The sequence below is a fragment of the Streptomyces sp. NPDC051664 genome, assembly GCF_044453545.1.
Taxonomy (GTDB): Bacteria; Actinomycetota; Actinomycetes; order Streptomycetales; family Streptomycetaceae; genus Streptomyces.
This window is the reverse complement of the sequence record NZ_JBITCU010000005.1, coordinates 318,750-334,831: the sequence shown is the minus strand read 5'-3', so window position 1 is coordinate 334,831 and position 16,082 is coordinate 318,750. Positions and strand designations below refer to the sequence as shown.

Below are 16,082 nucleotides of genomic sequence, written 5' to 3'. Positions count from 1 at the left end.
TTTCGCCTGGACATAGAGGTTAGCCTGGAATAACTTGATGCCACCCCTCCCCCTCGTTACCAGGAGCAGCCCATGCGTGACGCAGTGATCGTGGACGCCGTTCGAACCCCAGTCGGCAAGCGCGGTGGTTCCCTCTCCGGTATCCACGCCGTCGATCTCTCCGCCCATGTCCTGACCGCCCTCGCCGAGCGCAACGGCCTCGACCCCGGCACCGTCGACGACGTCGTCTGGGGCACCGTCTCCCAGGTCGGCGAGCAGGCCGGTGTCGTCGGCCGTTTCGCGGCGCTCGCGGCCGGCTGGCCCGAGTCCGTACCCGGCGTCTCCGTCTCGCGCGCCTGCGGCTCCTCCCAGCAGTCCGTGCACTTCGCCGCCGGCCTGGTCACCGCCGGCCAGTACGACATCGCCGTCGCCGGCGGCGTCGAGTCGATGAGCCGGGTGCCGATGGGCTCGGCCCGCAGCGTCCTGACGGCCGGCAAGGCGTACGGCCCCCTGGTCCTGAACCGCTACTTCCCCCGCGGCGAGGGCGAGTTCGACCAGGGTGTCGGCGCCGAGCTGATCGCAGAGCGGTACGGCCTGAGCCGCACGCAGCTCGATCAGCACGCCCTGGACTCGCACGAGCGCGCCGCCCGCGCGATCGACGAGGGGCGCTTCATCTCCCAGATCACACCCGTCACGGTCACCGACCCGGACGGCACCACGCGCGTCTTCGACACCGACGAGGGCGTGCGGCGTGGCTCGACCCTGGAGAAGCTCGCCGGTCTGAAGACGCCGTTCAAGGAGGACGGCGTGGTGAGCGCCGGGAACTCTTCACAGATCTCCGACGGCGCCGCCGCGCTGCTCATCACCACCGGTGAAATCGCGCAGCGGAACGGCTGGACCCCGATCGCCCGCGTGCACACCGCGGTTCTCGCCGGGGCCGATCCGGTCACCATGGCCCTCGGTCCCGCCCCGGCCACCGCCAAGGCGCTCAAGCGCTCCGGCCTGTCGATCGGCGACATCGGCGCCTTCGAGATAAACGAGGCGTTCGCCCCGGTCACCCTGGCCTGGCTGAAGGAGACCGGCGCCGATTACGAGCTGATGAACCCGCTCGGCGGCGCCATGGCGATCGGCCACCCGCTCGGCGGCTCGGGCGCGCGCCTGATGACCACACTGGTCCACCACATGCGCGACAACAACATCCGCTACGGCCTGCAGGCCATGTGCGAGGCCGGCGGCATGGCCAACGCGACGATCCTCGAGCTCCTCTGAAGTCCGGCTCACTCTGCCGGCGCCTCGCCTTGGTTGACCCGGTCCGACCCCTTCATCGACTGCTCGATGAGACGGTTGGCGTGCTCCCGGAGACCGCCTCTGCCGGTGGATGCGACCCGGCATCTACGACCTGACCGTGCCCGCGTACGGCCCCGCCGGCTACCTGCGCCCGCTACCCACAGTCCCTGCCGCCCCCGGCACCGACATGGTGGCTCCGTGGACGGCGGGCCGTACGGAAGCCGTCGCCCGCGCACTCGCCCCGCTGGGCGTGGACGCTCAGGGGCTGGGACACTCCAGCCGCGCGACCAGCGACCGCCCCGCCCTCACCCCCTGCGGTGATCGGCGGGGCTGCAGCGCACATGGGACGAGGGCGTCCAACGTCAGTGCGTGAAGACGGAGTCGGACGCCCTCGTCTCCTTGACGCCCGGCCGCAGTACGACGAAGGCGGCCGATGCCTCACCCACGCTCCGACTCGGAGCATCGATGCCCCGCTTCGCGCCATCCGCCGGAGAGCCGCCGGCCAGGGGCCCCTCAGGGCCTCCACAGCTCCCTCCGGCCAGAATTTTGCACACCCCGCAAAATTGCATAGCATGCATCTTTATGAGTGTCGACGACATGCCACTCGGGCTGCGTGAACGTAAGAAGCGTGCGACACGTGACGCCCTCGCGGACGTGGCGCTGCGCATGGCCGCGGACCGCGGAATCGAGAACGTGACCGTGGAAGCGGTCACCGATGCGGTCGGCGTCTCTGCGCGCACCTTCTTCAACTACTTCCCGTGCCTGGAAGACGCGGTCACCCGACCCGACCCCGACACCGCCGAGCGGGCCCGTCGGGCGGTACTCAACGCGCCGAAGGAACTCTCGGCACTCCATGCTCTGCGCGAGGCGATCGGCCAGGAACTCGCCCATATCGAGGAGGATCACGAACGCTGGGAACTCCAGACGGCCGCGCTCAGGAAGAGTCCTTCGCTGCTGCCCGGATTCCTGGCCGCCCAGGGCGCGGACGAACGCGCACTGGTCGCTGTCGTGGCCGAGCGCCTCGGCCAGGATCCCGAGTCCGATCTCCACCCCCGACTTCTCACGCACGTGACGATCGCTGCCGTGCGCGCCGCCGTCGAGCTCTGGGTGGCCTCCGGCCGTACCCGCACGTTCCAGAGCATCTACAGCGAGGCGTTCGCCTCGCTGACCGACGGTCTGAGCGACTGAAGCACATCCGAACCCCCTACCAGGGGCCCTTCACCAGAGAATGAGGAACGTCAGCCGATGACCGCTGCCGCCACACCCGAAGCCGGTACCGTCGGTGCGCCCGAGGGGGCTGCACCGGCCATGACGCGTCGTCACATACTCCAGGCCATGTCGGGCCTGATGGCCGGCATGTTCGTGGCCATCCTGGCCTCCACCGTGGTCTCCAACGCCCTTCCCAGGATCATTGCCGATCTGCACGGCAGCCAGTCCTCGTACACCTGGGTGGTCACCGCCGAGCTTCTGGCGATGACGGCGACCGTCCCGATCTGGGGCAAGCTGTCCGACCTCTACGACAAGAAGCTGCTCATCCAGCTTTCGCTCTCGATGTTCATCGTCGGCTCGCTCGTCGCCGGCTTCTCGCACAGCGTCGGCCTGCTCATCGTGAGCCGAGTGGTGCAGGGCATCGGCGCGGGCGGTCTCACCGCGCTCGCCCAGGTCGTGATGGCGGCGGTCATTCCGCCGCGTGAACTCGGCCGCTATTCCGGCATCTTCGGCGCCGTCTTCGCCGTCGGCACCGTCGCGGGACCGCTCATCGGCGGCGTCCTCGTGGACACCTCCTGGCTGGGCTGGCGCTGGTGCTTCTTCATCGGTGTGCCGTTCGCCCTGCTCGCGATCGTGCTGCTCCAGCTGACCCTGAAGCTGCCCACGGTCCGCAGAGAGGTGAAGATCGACTATCTCGGTGCCGTCCTCATCATGAGCGGGGTCAGCGCACTGCTGCTGTGGGTGACCCTCGCAGGCAACCGGTTCGACTGGGCGTCGTGGCAGACCGCCGCTCTGGTCTCCGCCGGTGTGGTCCTGCTGGTTGCGGCGGTCCTGGTCGAATCCAGGGTCCAGGAACCGATCATCCCGCTGGACATCTTCCGTAACCGCACCGTTGCGCTGACGACGGTGGCGAGCCTGCTGGTCGGCGTGGCCATGTTCGGCGGCACGGTGTTCCTCTCCCAGTACTTCCAGATCTCGCTCGGCAAGTCACCGACCATCGCAGGTCTGATGAGCCTGCCGATGATCCTCGGTCTGATGGTCTCCACGACCGTCGCCGGGCAGATCATCTCCGCCCGGGGCAAGTGGAAGGGATTCCTGATCGCGGGCGGCATCATCATGACCGCGGGCATGGGCCTGCTGGCCACTATCAGCGCGGACTCCTCGTTCGGACTGCTCAGCATCTACATGGTGGTACTCGGCGTCGGCGTCGGCATGCTGATGCAGAACCTGGTGCTGGCAGCTCAGAACGACGTACCCGCGTCGGAGCTCGGCGCAGCGACCTCGGTGCTCTCGTTCTTCCGCAGCCTCGGTGGGGCGATCGGCACGAGCGCGCTGGGCGCCGTGCTCGGCCACCGGGTGGCGAGCGAGATGGAGAAGGGCTTCGGCGGGGCGGCGGACAACGGGGGCGCCGGGCACGGAGTCCCCGACCTCGCCGCACTTCCCGAACCGGCCCGGCAGGTGGTCGAGCATGCGTACGGGGTAGCGACCGCGGATGTCTTCCTGATCGGAGCCCCCTTCGCGTTTCTCGCGCTGATCGCGGTGCTGTTCATCAAGGAGAAGCCGCTCAGGACGCAGAGCGGCATGGAACGGCTCGCGGAGGAAAACGCCGCCGCGGCAAAGGCGCCGGCTGCCCCGTTGCACTGAGCGCGCCATAGGGACAGGTACACACACCGAGTTCGAAGAGCCTGGCCGCCGTGCCCGGACAGAATCTGCGGACACGCACGATGCGTGCGCGTGAGGACGTCGCGCGCACGGCGGCCAGGCTCCTTCTCGTCCAAGGTACGAACAAACCGGATGCCCCCGAACCGACGACGCGTTCACCCCTCCCACGCAACCACAGTGCTTGCTTGAACTGGATCCGCCTCCAAGCCGTACATGATGGGTGGCGGAACCCGGCCCCCCAACCTGGTCCGCCGTGCCACCGCCTGGCTTCGTACGGAAGGATCTTCGGGTGTCGCACCCTGACCGCGCTCCAGTCCCGCCCCGAACGGATAGCGCACGCACGGAGGGGGGCCCGACGAGGGACGGTTCCCCGGAGCACGTCCCGGACGGTGACGCCGCGGGCCCGGCCGGCGCCGCAAGTGACGGCCCTGGCGAGGCCGTCGCCCGCGGCCGGTGGGACAGGCGGCCGGTCGCGGTGCGGAGCGTGGCGTGGGCGACCACTGCCCTGGCCACCGCGCTCGTGCTCTTCGCTCTGCTCCTCCCGAACCAGATCAGCCGACTCACGCCCGGCGCATTCGCCCGCATTCCGGTGGAGGGGATCCTCGGCGTCGCCGTACTGCTCGTCCTGCCGCCGAAGCCGAGGCGGGTGGTGGCGGTACTCGCCGGGGTGGGCCTCGGCCTGCTGACCATCCTGAAGTTCCTCGACATGGGTTTCTACGCGAGTCTCGACCGGCCGTTCGATCCGGTACTCGACTGGATCCTGCTCGACGACGCCGAAGCCTTCCTCAGGGACTCGGTCGGCCGGGCCGACGCGATCGGTGCGATGATCGGGATCGCGGCCCTCGCTCTCGCCCTGCTCGCCTTCATGACGCTGGCCGTGGTCCGGCTGAGCCGCCTCCTGGCACGGCACAGCGCCGTGGCGACCCGTACCACCTTGGTGCTCGGGACCGCCTGGATCACCTTCACGGCGCTCGGCACGCAGATCGCCGGCGTGCCGGTCGCTTCCAGGAACGCGGCCACCCTCGTCGAGGACCGTGCCGGCTCGGTGCGTGCAGGCCTCAAGGACGAGCGGGAGTTCGAAAAGGAGTCCGCCGTCGATGCCTTCGGCGACACCCCGGCCGACCAGCTGCTGACCGGGCTGCGCGGCAAGGATGTCATCTTCACCTTCATCGAAAGCTACGGCCGCTCCGCAGTCGAGGATCCGGCGATGGCGTCGCAGGTCGACGCCGTGCTCGCGGACGGGACCAGTCGGCTGAGCGCGGCCGGGTTCTCCTCGCGAAGCGGCTGGCTCACCTCCCCCACGACGGGCGGTGGCAGCTGGCTGGCCCACACCACCTTCATGTCAGGCCTGTGGATCGACAATCAGCAGCGCTATCGCAGTGTCACCTCGAGCAACCGCCTGACCCTCACCGGCGCCTTCCGGCGCGCCGACGCCTGGCGGACGGTCGGCATCATGCCGGGCGTCACCCGGGCCTGGCCGGAGGGGAAGTTCTTCGGCCTCGACAACATCCACGACTCCCGGCAGCTCGGGTACAAGGGCCCGAAGTTCAGCTGGACGCCCGTACCCGACCAGTACAGTCTCTCCGCCTTCGAACGCCTGGAGCACGGCAAGCCGGGCCGTGACCCATTGATGGCGGAGATCATTCTCGCCTCCAGTCACAATCCCTGGGCACCCATTCCCAGGATGATCGGCTGGGACGAGGTCGGTGACGGCTCGGCGTACGACGCCATCAAGAAGGCCGGCAAGGACCCCAAAGAAGTGTGGCGGGACCCCGCCCAGGTGCGAACCGAGTACCGGCGTGCCATTGAGTACTCGTTGCACAGTCTCATCTCCTACGTGGAGAAGTACGGCGACGACAACACCGTGCTCGTCTTCCTCGGCGACCATCAGCCGGTGACGACCGTCACCGGCGGCAAGTTCGGCCGGGACGTACCGGTCGCGATCGTCGCCCGCGATCCGGCCGTGCTGGACCATATTTCCGGCTGGGGCTGGCAGGACGGTCTGAAGCCCGGCCCGTCCGCCCCGGTCTGGAGAATGGACACCTTCCGCGACCGCTTCCTGACCGCCTTCGGTCCGCGGCCGGGCCCCAATTCGTCCCCGCCGACCCGGTGAACAGAGGCATCAGCCGTTGACCAGGTGGAGCCATGATGTCGCGTCGCCTCGCCACAGCACAGTCGACGTCACACCGGATGCGCGACAGAAGGAACGCACGGTTCGCGCACTGATGCGGCAGGCCGCTCGAGCAGGCGAAGGGCTGCGGAGACACCGGCGGTTGCTGTTCGCACTCGTCGTGGTCGTGCTCCTCGCCGAGATGGCGGTCGCGATGGTCACGACGGCCGTGAAGCAGACCCCGACCATCGACGAGCCCGTGTACGTGGGTACGGCGGTGGTCTACCTGCAGCAGCACAGCCTGCGGTACAACCCCGAACATCCGCCGCTGGGCAAGCTGCTCATCGCGTCAGGGACGGCCTTCGCCGACGCGCGCCTCGACCGCGCCTTCGTCGGCGATCAGACGGAACTCGGACGGCACCTCCTGTACGAATCGGGCAATGATCCGTGGCGTCTGATGCTGTGGGCGCGGTTGCCGGTGATCGTGCTGACGCTGCTGTTCGGGCTGGTCGTCCTCGCGTTCGCCCGTGACCTCGCCGGCCCCGTGGGCGGATTGGTGGCGCTCGGTCTGTACGCGTTCTCGCCCGACATCATCGCGCACGGGTCGCTGGCCACACTTGACGTACCGGCGGCCGGCTTCCTGCTGACGTCGGTCTGGTTGCTGTGGCGGGCGCGGCGGCGGCCTCGCCTCTGCCTCCCGCTCGCCGGAGGGGCGCTCGGCGCGGCCGTGGCCACGAAGATGAGCGCGTTGCCCGCGGTTCCGGTGCTGTTGCTCCTGGTCGTCCTGTCGGTCTGCCACGCGCGCCGGACGCACACCCCCGGACCCCGCGGGCGGATGCGGCTTCTCATGCTCGGCGTGGCGGCCGCATCGGTCGTGGCGCTCGTCGCGATCGCCGTGGTGTGGGCCACCTACCTCGCCGTCGACCCGCAGTTGCGATGGGCCGGTCCCGAGAACCTGCCGGTCACCCAGGGGCTGCGCGCACGTGTCGTCGACCGGCTCCCGTTCCCGGAGCCGTACCGGGACGGTATGCGCATCCAGTTCGGCTTCGAGAACATGACGTGGAGCGGCTTCCTGTTCGGCCGCCACTACCACGGTTCGCTGTGGTACTACCTGCCGACCGCGCTGCTGATCAAGACGCCGTTGGGCATGCTCGCCCTGTGGCTGGCCGGTGCCGTCGCCACCGTGACGGTGCCCCGGCTGCGGTCCGCGGCACCGTACGTGCTGGTCCCCACGGTGGTGCTGCTGGCCGCGGCCATGACCGGATCCCGCGATCTCGGTGTTCGGTACGCCCTCTTCATGCCGATGTTCCTGGCAGTCGCCGCGGCCGGGGTGGCCGCTTTCCGACGGCGGTCGGCGCACATCGCGTCCGCGACGCTGATCCTGTTCGTTGCGGTGAGCTCGCTGCGGACGTACCCGTACTACCTGCCGTACTCCAACGAGGCGTTCGGCGGCCCGGCCAGGACTCACCTGCGTCTGCACGACTCGAACGTCGATTGGGGTCAGGACCTGGGCCGGTTGGCCGCCCGTCTGCGGCAGCGGTACCCGGACGAAAAGATCTGGCTCGTCTACAAGGGCAGCGGCGTGCCCTCCTTCTACGGCATCGACGCGTCCGACCCGCGCAAGGTGCCCCCGAGCGAGGTTCACGGGCTCCTCGTCGTGTCGGACTCCTCGATCGCCAAGGCCGATGACCGACTGGCGACGCTGATCAACACCAGCATGCGCATCGACGAGGTGGGCCACTCGATCACGATCTACCGCCGGGCAACGCGCGTGCACGGGGCACTCGATGCGAAGTGGCCCCAGCGCGAAGAGGTCCCTCACAACCGTTCCACGACGTGACCGGGCAAGGCAGCGATCATGCGTTTTCGAGCATCGTGTCCCGGACCTCCCTTGCCTTCTCACGGGACCTGACGCCCCACAGCCACCCGATGTCACGCGCGAAGGACCAGACGAGCAGCGCCAGTGCCACGAGGACTGCTGCATACGCGGGCAGGCGCGGGATGATCCCGGCGCCGACCGCGAGAAGAACGATCCCCTGCAGGGCGGCCACCGTCTTACGCGCCATGCTCGGACGAAGGGGCCCACGCAACCACGGCAGTACCCGGGCCGCCATGACGAATACGTAGCGCATGGCCCCGATCAGCAGCACCCACGCACCCAACGACGTGGCGACGTGGACGCTGAGCACCAGAATGAGGAAGGCGTCGACCTCCATGTCGAAGCGTGCCCCCAGGGAGGACGTCGTCCCGGTGCGCCGGGCGACCTGGCCGTCGACTGCGTCGAGGATCAGCGCCACCGTGGCGAGCGCGACCAGGACCGCGACCGGCGGTCGGCTCACGAAGGAATCCGCGACCAGCGCGGCCACACCCCCGACGAGCGTCGTGCGGGCCAGGGTGACGCCGTTGGCGGGACCGAACGGCCCGTCGCCTGCCTGGTCCAGTGCGCGTGTGAGGATGACCCAGACGCCGGCCGCGAAGACCAGGCCTGTCAGCCATCCCGCGGCTCCCAGTCCGGTTGTCACGCCGAGAAGAACCAGCAGGAGTGTCTGCCCGGCCGCCCCCGATGCCGGCTCCGGGCGCAGCAGCCGAGTTCTGTATGTGCTACTCCGGGTCACCGCGCGCCGCCCTCCTGCCGTGTGACACATTCGCCGAGAGCCGCGTACGTTTGCGCGGTCTCACGATCATCAGAACGTAAACCATCACCCGAGCGTTCAGCAGGAGGTCACCGATGGAGCGCACCGCACGCGCCTTCTGGCTCCGCTCCCCCGGCCATGGCGAGATAAGGGATGTTCCGCTGCCGGAGCCGGCCGGCGACGACGTCGTGGTGCGCACGCTGTTCTCCGGTGTGAGCCGTGGCACCGAGAGTCTCGTCTTTCGCGGCGGCGTACCGGAGAGTCAGCACACCGCGATGCGGGCGCCGTTCCAGGACGGCGATTTCCCCGGTCCCGTCAAGTACGGCTATCTCAATGTCGGCCTTGTCGAGGAAGGGCCGGGGCGCCTCGTGGGCCGTACGGTCTTCTGCCTCTACCCGCACCAGAGCCGGTACGTCGTCCCTGCGACTGCTGTGACCCCGGTGCCGGACACCGTCCCCGCCAGGCGGGCCGTGCTGGCCGGAACGGTGGAGACGGCGGTGAACGCCTTGTGGGACGCCGCACCGCTGATCGGCGACCGGATCGCCGTCGTCGGAGCAGGCATGATCGGCTGCTCCGTCGCCGCGCTTCTCGCCCGGTACCCCGCCGTCCGCGTCCAGCTGGTCGATTCCGATCCCACCCGCGCCGCCGTCGCCGGCGCGCTGGGCGTCGACTTCGCGCTCCCCGAACATGCCCTGGGCGACTGCGACCTCGTGGTCCACGCCAGCGCCACCGAGGGGGGACTCACCCGCTCGCTGGAGCTCGTCGCCCCGGAGGGCACGGTCCTGGAACTGAGCTGGTACGGCGACCGGCGAGTCAGCCTGTCGCTCGGGGAGGCCTTCCACTCCGGTCGTCTGGTCCTGCGCGGCAGCCAGGTAGGGACCGTGTCTCCGGCCCGGAGCTCCCGTCGTACCTTCGCCGATCGGCTTGCTCTCTCGCTCGATCTGCTCGCCGACCCCGTCTTCGACGCACTGATCACCGGCGAATGCGCCTTCGAGGAGCTGCCGTCGGTGCTGGCCAGGATCGGCCACGGCGATCTTCCCGGGTTGTGCCACCGCGTGCTGTACGACACGACTCGAGTGCCACGGGTTCCTGCTGGACGTTGAACGAAACTCGCCATTGAACCTGTCGGGCCGTGAACGCACAGCATGTTCCAGCCGTACTGAACGACAAGGGCCGCGAGCGGCCACATGGGTCGGACCAGGAGGTCACAGCCGTTGTTCAGTGTCACCGTCCGCGAGCACTTCATGATCGCCCACAGTTTCCGCGGGAAGGTGTTCGGTCCCGCGCAGCGTCTGCACGGAGCGACGTACGTGGTGGACGCCTCCTTTCGCCGTCCCGAGCTGGACGCCGACAACATCGTCGTCGACATCGGGCTGGCCACCACAGAACTCAAACGCGTGGTGGGCGAGTTCAACTACCGCAACCTCGATGACGAATCCGAGTTCGCGGACATCAACACCTCGACGGAATTCCTGGCCAAGGTCATCGCCGACCGCCTGGCCGACCAGGTGCGCGCCGGAGCACTGGGCGAGGGCGCACACGGCCTGACCGGCATCACGGTGACCCTGCACGAATCACACATCGCATGGGCGAGCTACGAGCGGCTCCTGTGAACCCCTCGGCTGCCACCACAATGACCGGGCGCTCGGTCATTGTGGTGATGCCTGGTGGCGTCGACGATCCGTCCGTGCCGAGTGGGGGCAACACCTACGACCGCAGAGTGTGCCGGGACCTGCCCCGGATCGGCTGGCAGGTCCACGAGTACGCCGTCGCGGGCACCTGGCCACAGCCCCGAGCCACCGCGCGTGCGGAACTGGCCCGGATACTCAGCGAGTCGGCGGACGGCGCCGTCGTCCTCCTCGACGGGCTCGTTGCCTGCGCCGTCCCCGACATCGTCGTCCCCGAAGCCGCACGGCTGCGCCTGGTGGTACTCGTCCACCTGCCGCTGGGCGACGAGACGGGCCTCACCCCCGGCGTGGCAGCAGCCCTGAACGCCGGAGAGCGCAGGACGCTGCAGGCCGCGGCGGCGGTCGTGGCAACCAGTGACTGGGCGGCCGACCGGCTCGTGGCCCACCACGGACTCGACCCCGGCCGGGTCCACGTCGCCGCCCCCGGAGCCGACACGGAACCCCTCGCGGCCGGCACCGCAGCCGGTACCGGCCGCGCCCCGAGCCTGCTGTGCGTGGCCTCTGTGACTCCGCGCAAAGGGCAGCTCCAGCTGGTGGAGTCCCTGGCGGCCGTCACGGACCTTCCGTGGAACTGCGTCTGCGTCGGCGGACTGGGACAGGATCCCGGCTACGTCACCCGGCTCCGGGAACTGATCGGGCGGTACGGCCTCGGCGACCGGGTACACCTTGTCGGCCCACGGACAGGCACCGAGTTGGACGCGAGCTACGCCGCAGCTGACCTGCTGCTGCTCGCCTCGTACGCCGAGACGTACGGCATGGTGGCGACGGAGGCTCTTGCCCGCGGCGTCCCCGTACTGGCGACGGCGGTCGGTGGACTCCCGGAAGCGGTCGGACACGCACCCGACAAGGGTGTGCCGGGCTTCCTGGTACCACCGCAGGACCCGGCAGGATTCGCCTCGGCGTTGCGCCTCTGGCTCGGCAAGCCGGTCGAACGCCGACGTGCGAAGGAGGCCGCCATGGCTCGGCGCACTGCGCTGGCCGGCTGGGACACGACCTCGCGCAGTCTGGCCGCGGTGCTGGAACAACTCCGCAAGGAATCTCGGGAGGCCGTGTGAGCGGGACCGGTGCAACTCGCTATGCCCCGGAGTGGCTGGCGCTGCGGGAGGGTGCCGATACGGCCGCCCGCGCATCCGGACTCCTCGGCCCGCTGCGGTGGCACCTGGAGGCCACGGCCGGTGGGCCCGGTGGCGCAGAACCGGCGCCAGGGCGCTCGACGTCGGTGATCCGCGATCTCGGGTGCGGCACCGGTTCCATGGGACGCTGGCTCGCTCCCCGGCTGAACGGTCCCCAGCACTGGATCCTGCACGACCACGACCCGGATCTGCTCGACCTGGCTGCTGCTCGGACGCCTCGTACGACCGCCGACGGCAGTCCCGTCACCGTCACGACAGAACGCGGCGATGTCGCGCGACTGACCGCGAACGTCCTGTCAGGCACTTCGCTGGTGACGGCCTCCGCTCTGCTGGACCTGCTCACCCGCGAAGAGCTGAACGGGCTGGCCGCGGCCTGCGCCGGGGCCGGCTGCCCGGCACTGCTGTCGCTCTCCGTGGTGGGAAGGGTCCACCTCACCCCGGCAGACCCGCTGGACGCCGAGATCGTGCACGCGTTCAACGCCCACCAGCGCCGGGTGGTCCAGGGCCGCCGGCTCCTCGGGCCGGACGCCGTCGCGGCGGCCTCCGAGGCCTTCGCACGTCATGGCATGACCGTACGAGAACATGCGAGCCCGTGGCGGCTCGGTTCCGGGCCTCGTTCTCTGCCCTGCGACGGGTCCCGCCGGACGCAAGGGGTCGATCCGTACGGATCCGGAAGTCGGGACCCGGGCACCTGCGAGTCCGCGCTGACGGCGGAGTGGCTACGGGGCTGGGTAGGCGCCGCTCGTGACCAGCGGCCGGACCTCGCACAGCGTGCCGACGCGTATCTGCGGCGCCGCCTGGCGGAGTGCTGGGCAGGTGAGTTGCAGGTTGTGGTGCATCACAAGGATGTGCTGGCCCTGCCCGGGCCGACGGGTGGATCTTCGTGACGCGGCAGGTCGTGCGGGCCCGGCTCGGCATGCTCGCCGGAACGGCCATCGTCGCGGGGCTGCTGTGGTGGCAGGGCACCGCCGTCATCCTGGACGGCGTGCGCGGGATCGACGGCCCCACCCTCCTGGCCGCTCTCGGTCTCGGCATGCTCACCACCGTGTGCAGTGCGTGGCGTTGGTGCCTGGTGGCGAAAGGGCTGGGCGTACGGCTGCCGCTCGGTCGGGCCGTCGCCGACTACTACCGTGCTCTGTTCCTGAACGCGGCGCTGCCCGGTGGCGTCCTCGGCGACGTACACCGTGGCGTGCGGCACGGACGGAGTGCAGGCGACGTCGGCCGGGGGCTCCGCACCGTCGTCCTCGAACGCGTTGCGGGCCAGGTGGTCCTTGCCGCAGTCGGCGTGGCGCTCCTGCTCACGCAGCCCTCCCTGGCACTGGACAGGATCGGCCGACTCGCCGTTCGGACCGCCACTGCGCCGGGTGCCCTGTCCGCTCTCCTCCTGATGTCCGGTCTGGTGTTGGTGGGTGCTGTCCGTCTCCGCGGGAAGCAGAGCACATCCCGATGGCACCGCACGGTTGGGGCCACGCTGACCGAAGCGCGCCTCGGACTGCTCGCCCGCGGAAGCTGGCCGGGGGTGTTGATCTCGTCCCTTGCGGTGCTGGCAGGGCATCTCGGGATGTTCCTGCTCGCCGCACGAACCGCAGGATCGACGGCGCCGGCGACCGAACTGGTGCCGCTGATGGTGCTGGCACTTCTCGCCATGGCACTGCCGCTGAACGTCGGGGGCTGGGGGCCGAGGGAAGGGGTCACTGCATGGGCCTTCGGAGCTGCGGGCATGAGTGCCGCGCAGGGACTGACCGTCGCCGTGGTGTACGGACTACTCGCCTTCGTCGCGAGCCTGCCCGGTATCGGCGTGCTCGTCACCCACTGGTTCACCGGGATGCGTCGTCCGCAGATCGAGCTCGAAGAGAGTGTCCTCGCCGAGAGCGGCACGCCGGGTCGGCGGACGAAGCGCATCGCGCATCAGCGGCGGGCCCGGGAATCCGAGCCCCGGGACGCCGTCGCCGAGCAGGACCGGTGCCACTGTGAGGTAGAGGCGGTGCAGAGCCCGCGCGTGGAGGAAACGCGACACGGTGATTCCGCCGCCCTCGACAAGCACGCGGCCCAGCCCACGTCGCGCCAGTTCCCGCAGCAGACGTCGAGGGGCGAACGCAGCGGCGTCGGGCAGGGGCAGTATGTCGATTCCGTCCATGGCCGGAACGGCCTGCCCCCACTCCTTGTCCGCGCCCACCACCCACAGGGTGGGTGCTGCCCCGTCACTGAACACTCGGTGGCCGAGCGGTACCCGGCGGTGCGGATCGAGGACGACGCGAACCGGGTTGCTGCCCGCGCAGGTACGGACCGTCAGTCGGGGATCGTCCGCAACGGCGGTGCCGGCACCGATGACCACCGCGTCGCAGAGGGCACGCAGGCGGTGCAGATGGTCGCGGTCCTCCGCGCCCGTGACGTAGTCGGCGTCGCCGGTACGGCTCGCGATGAATCCGTCCAGACTCTGTCCCAGCTGCGCGATGGCGAAGCGCGGACCGCCCAGACAGAGCGGCAGATAGCGGTCGGCGAGGATGTCCGCCTCGGGCGAGGCACTCCCCCACCGGCGTCGGCCGTCGGTTCCCCGGATCAGTCCGGCGGCCTCGGCATCCGCCTCGGACCGGATGCCGCGCAACCGCTCCCAGGCTTCCGCCGCATCAAGCATGCCGTCGCGTTGTTCTGCGGTGCGGCCGGTCACCGCGTTCCCCGCCGGACGGTGGCCGACGGCCGGCCGTCTGCTGCGCCGGACGGCCGGGACCCGGGCTCCGCCGGAACCAGGAACTCGTCCGGTGCCAGAAGAGAGAGGTATTCGGCGAAGGAATCGACCAGACCGGCCAACAACTGCTCGCCCTTTTCGGCGGATGCCAAGGAAGGACGGCCGATCACACCGGATTCGGTGTAGGCCCGCATACCGAGAGTGAGCAGATGTTTCCGGTCGTCGACAAGGAAATCGGAGGTCTCATAACCGGGGCGGATCATTCCTGGATCCACATGCAGCAGGATGGATGTTTCCAATTCCCCCGCATGCATGTCGCTGTACGAAGACGTGCTCAGGCCGGCCCGGTCCCGCGCCCTGTCCCAGTCGGCCGACCCGGGAAAAAGCGCCATCCGAGTCCCCGTCCCCGCCGACTCCTGAACTGCGTTACGCAGTGCATAGTTTCCACCGTGCCCGTTGATCAGAACCAGATTGTTGATACCGGATCGACGGAGCGATTCAGCGATGTCCTGCACAACGGCACACAAGGTGGTCGCAGAAATGCTGACCGTTCCCGGCCAAGCGGCGTGCTCGTGCGAGCAGGAGATCGTCAACGGAGGCAGACGGTGGACCGTATGGGCGGCGGCGATCTCCCGGGCGATGGCGCAGGCTACGACCGTATCGGTCATCAGGGGCAGATACGGCCCATGTTGCTCGAAGCTGCCGATGGGAAGAACTGCGACACCAGCCCGACCGGCCCCCGCATCCGCCGTCGTCGTGGCCGGTGACAACAGATCGGATATCCCCGTGTGCCCTTGCCGTTCACTCATGTTTCCCGACCCATTCCTTCTTCGCGCCGTGCGACCTGACCACCGATCGGTCCGAATAGGGCAGCACCCGGAAGGAAGTTCCGTACGCGCCCACGAGAGCAGGCTACGCAAATCCGATGCATTCATCAGTCGAACACGATGACGCGGCAGACCGGTTGCCTCCCTGTCGTCGACTTCCGGCCCACCGGCCAAGGCTACCCGATATGATCGGGCCATGATAGAGAGCGATGGCGCACACCGCGACAGCGCTCGTTCAACAGGCGCTGAACGAGCGACAACTGTCCAGCTGTCGACCGAGCATGGTGTTTTCCGTGCTGTCGGCTACTGGGACCACAATCGCAGGGATGAACAAATAGCGCTGGTATACGGCGACATCGAGGGAGACGATGCGCTGACCCGGGTGCATTCGGAGTGTTTGACCGGAGACACCTTTGGATCCAACCATTGCGAGTGTGGAGACCAACTGTCCGCGGCACTACGCGCCATCGTCGGCGAAGGACGCGGCGTACTCATCTACCTGCGGGGTCACGAAGGCCGGGGGATCGGCCTGTTGGCCAAGCTCCGAGCGATGCAGCTCCAGGCAGAGGGACTTGACACGGTCGAGGCGAATATCGCGCTCGGGCTCCCGGTCGATGCCCGCAACTACCAGGTGGCGGCGGAGATTCTGCACGACCTCGGTGTCAGATCCGTGCGACTGCTGTCGAACAACCCACGCAAGCGCGAGGCGCTGCTGCAGCACGGCATCAAGGTCACCGAACAGGTTCCGCTGCTGACAGAACCGCGTGAGGAGAATCTCGTCTACCTGCGGACCAAGCGAGAACGCCTTGGCCATCACCTGCCGCATCTGGACGGCGAGGTCGACCGGACCTGACACGTGGGCGAAGCC

The 16,082-nt window shown here is 69.0% G+C and carries 14 protein-coding genes and 1 pseudogene; 12 read left to right on the top strand and 3 right to left on the bottom strand.

Annotated elements, in window-relative coordinates; all coding sequences use genetic code 11:
* Window positions 1–72 precede the first annotated feature (72 nt).
* From ACIA8E_RS12880 to ACIA8E_RS12855, 6 genes are all read left to right on the top strand, one after another.
* Complete coding sequence (locus ACIA8E_RS12880) at window positions 73–1,248, top strand: thiolase family protein (RefSeq protein ID WP_399297340.1); 1,176 nt, start codon at window positions 73–75, stop codon at window positions 1,246–1,248.
* Window positions 1,249–1,357: 109 nt separating this feature from the next.
* Complete coding sequence (locus ACIA8E_RS12875) at window positions 1,358–1,639, top strand: hypothetical protein (protein ID WP_399297339.1); 282 nt, start codon at window positions 1,358–1,360, stop codon at window positions 1,637–1,639.
* A 209-nt stretch (window positions 1,640–1,848) separates the two neighbouring features.
* Window positions 1,849–2,454, top strand: a complete 606-nt coding sequence (locus tag ACIA8E_RS12870) for a TetR family transcriptional regulator (RefSeq protein WP_399297337.1) — start codon at window positions 1,849–1,851, stop codon at window positions 2,452–2,454.
* A 57-nt stretch (window positions 2,455–2,511) separates the two neighbouring features.
* Window positions 2,512–4,119, top strand: coding sequence for an MDR family MFS transporter (locus ACIA8E_RS12865; RefSeq protein WP_399297336.1), 1,608 nt, complete (start codon window positions 2,512–2,514; stop codon window positions 4,117–4,119).
* A 493-nt stretch (window positions 4,120–4,612) separates the two neighbouring features.
* Window positions 4,613–6,250 (top strand): sulfatase, encoded by a 1,638-nt coding sequence (locus ACIA8E_RS12860; RefSeq protein WP_399297334.1) that lies wholly within the window; start codon window positions 4,613–4,615, stop codon window positions 6,248–6,250.
* A gap of 112 nt (window positions 6,251–6,362) precedes the next feature.
* Window positions 6,363–8,087 carry an ArnT family glycosyltransferase gene (locus ACIA8E_RS12855; RefSeq protein WP_399297332.1) on the top strand — a complete coding sequence of 575 codons (1,725 nt, stop codon included), beginning with the start codon at window positions 6,363–6,365 and terminating at the stop codon, window positions 8,085–8,087.
* A 16-nt stretch (window positions 8,088–8,103) separates the two neighbouring features.
* Here ACIA8E_RS12855 and ACIA8E_RS12850 read toward each other — a convergent pair whose 3' ends face one another.
* Entirely contained in the window at window positions 8,104–8,862 is a 759-nt protein-coding gene (locus ACIA8E_RS12850) for a CDP-alcohol phosphatidyltransferase family protein (protein WP_399297330.1), read from the bottom strand.
* Window positions 8,863–8,975: 113 nt separating this feature from the next.
* Here ACIA8E_RS12850 and ACIA8E_RS12845 point away from each other — a divergent pair, with 113 nt between their 5' ends.
* The 5 genes and pseudogenes from ACIA8E_RS12845 to ACIA8E_RS12825 form a co-directional block, all read left to right on the top strand.
* Entirely contained in the window at window positions 8,976–9,983 is a 1,008-nt protein-coding gene (locus tag ACIA8E_RS12845; RefSeq protein ID WP_399297328.1) for a zinc-binding alcohol dehydrogenase, read from the top strand.
* Window positions 9,984–10,094: 111 nt separating this feature from the next.
* Window positions 10,095–10,493 (top strand): 6-carboxytetrahydropterin synthase, encoded by a 399-nt coding sequence (locus tag ACIA8E_RS12840; RefSeq protein WP_326607045.1) that lies wholly within the window; start codon window positions 10,095–10,097, stop codon window positions 10,491–10,493.
* Entirely contained in the window at window positions 10,466–11,623 is a 1,158-nt protein-coding gene (locus ACIA8E_RS12835; RefSeq protein WP_399297326.1) for a glycosyltransferase family 4 protein, read from the top strand. Before ACIA8E_RS12840 ends, ACIA8E_RS12835 begins: the two co-directional genes overlap by 28 nt.
* Window positions 11,551–12,588 carry a methyltransferase domain-containing protein gene (locus ACIA8E_RS12830; RefSeq protein WP_399297607.1) on the top strand — a complete coding sequence of 346 codons (1,038 nt, stop codon included), beginning with the start codon at window positions 11,551–11,553 and terminating at the stop codon, window positions 12,586–12,588. The genes ACIA8E_RS12835 and ACIA8E_RS12830 overlap by 73 nt, the downstream gene beginning before the upstream one ends.
* 29 nt (window positions 12,589–12,617) lie before the next feature.
* A pseudogene (locus tag ACIA8E_RS12825) lies at window positions 12,618–13,532 on the top strand (YbhN family protein); the annotation flags it as partial.
* On the opposite strand, the gene ACIA8E_RS12820 reads toward ACIA8E_RS12825, so the two are convergent.
* Together ACIA8E_RS12820 and ACIA8E_RS12815 are read right to left on the bottom strand one after the other, a co-directional pair.
* Window positions 13,464–14,369, bottom strand: a complete 906-nt coding sequence (locus ACIA8E_RS12820) for a RibD family protein (protein ID WP_399297324.1) — start codon at window positions 14,367–14,369, stop codon at window positions 13,464–13,466. The pseudogene ACIA8E_RS12825 and the gene ACIA8E_RS12820 sit on opposite strands and share 69 nt — an antisense overlap.
* Complete coding sequence (locus ACIA8E_RS12815; protein ID WP_399297322.1) at window positions 14,366–15,196, bottom strand: creatininase family protein; 831 nt, start codon at window positions 15,194–15,196, stop codon at window positions 14,366–14,368. Before ACIA8E_RS12815 ends, ACIA8E_RS12820 begins: the two co-directional genes overlap by 4 nt.
* Before the next feature lie 214 nt (window positions 15,197–15,410).
* Here ACIA8E_RS12815 and ribA point away from each other — a divergent pair, with 214 nt between their 5' ends.
* Window positions 15,411–16,067 carry a GTP cyclohydrolase II gene (gene ribA / locus ACIA8E_RS12810; protein WP_399297320.1) on the top strand — a complete coding sequence of 219 codons (657 nt, stop codon included), beginning with the start codon at window positions 15,411–15,413 and terminating at the stop codon, window positions 16,065–16,067.
* Window positions 16,068–16,082: the final 15 nt, after the last annotated feature.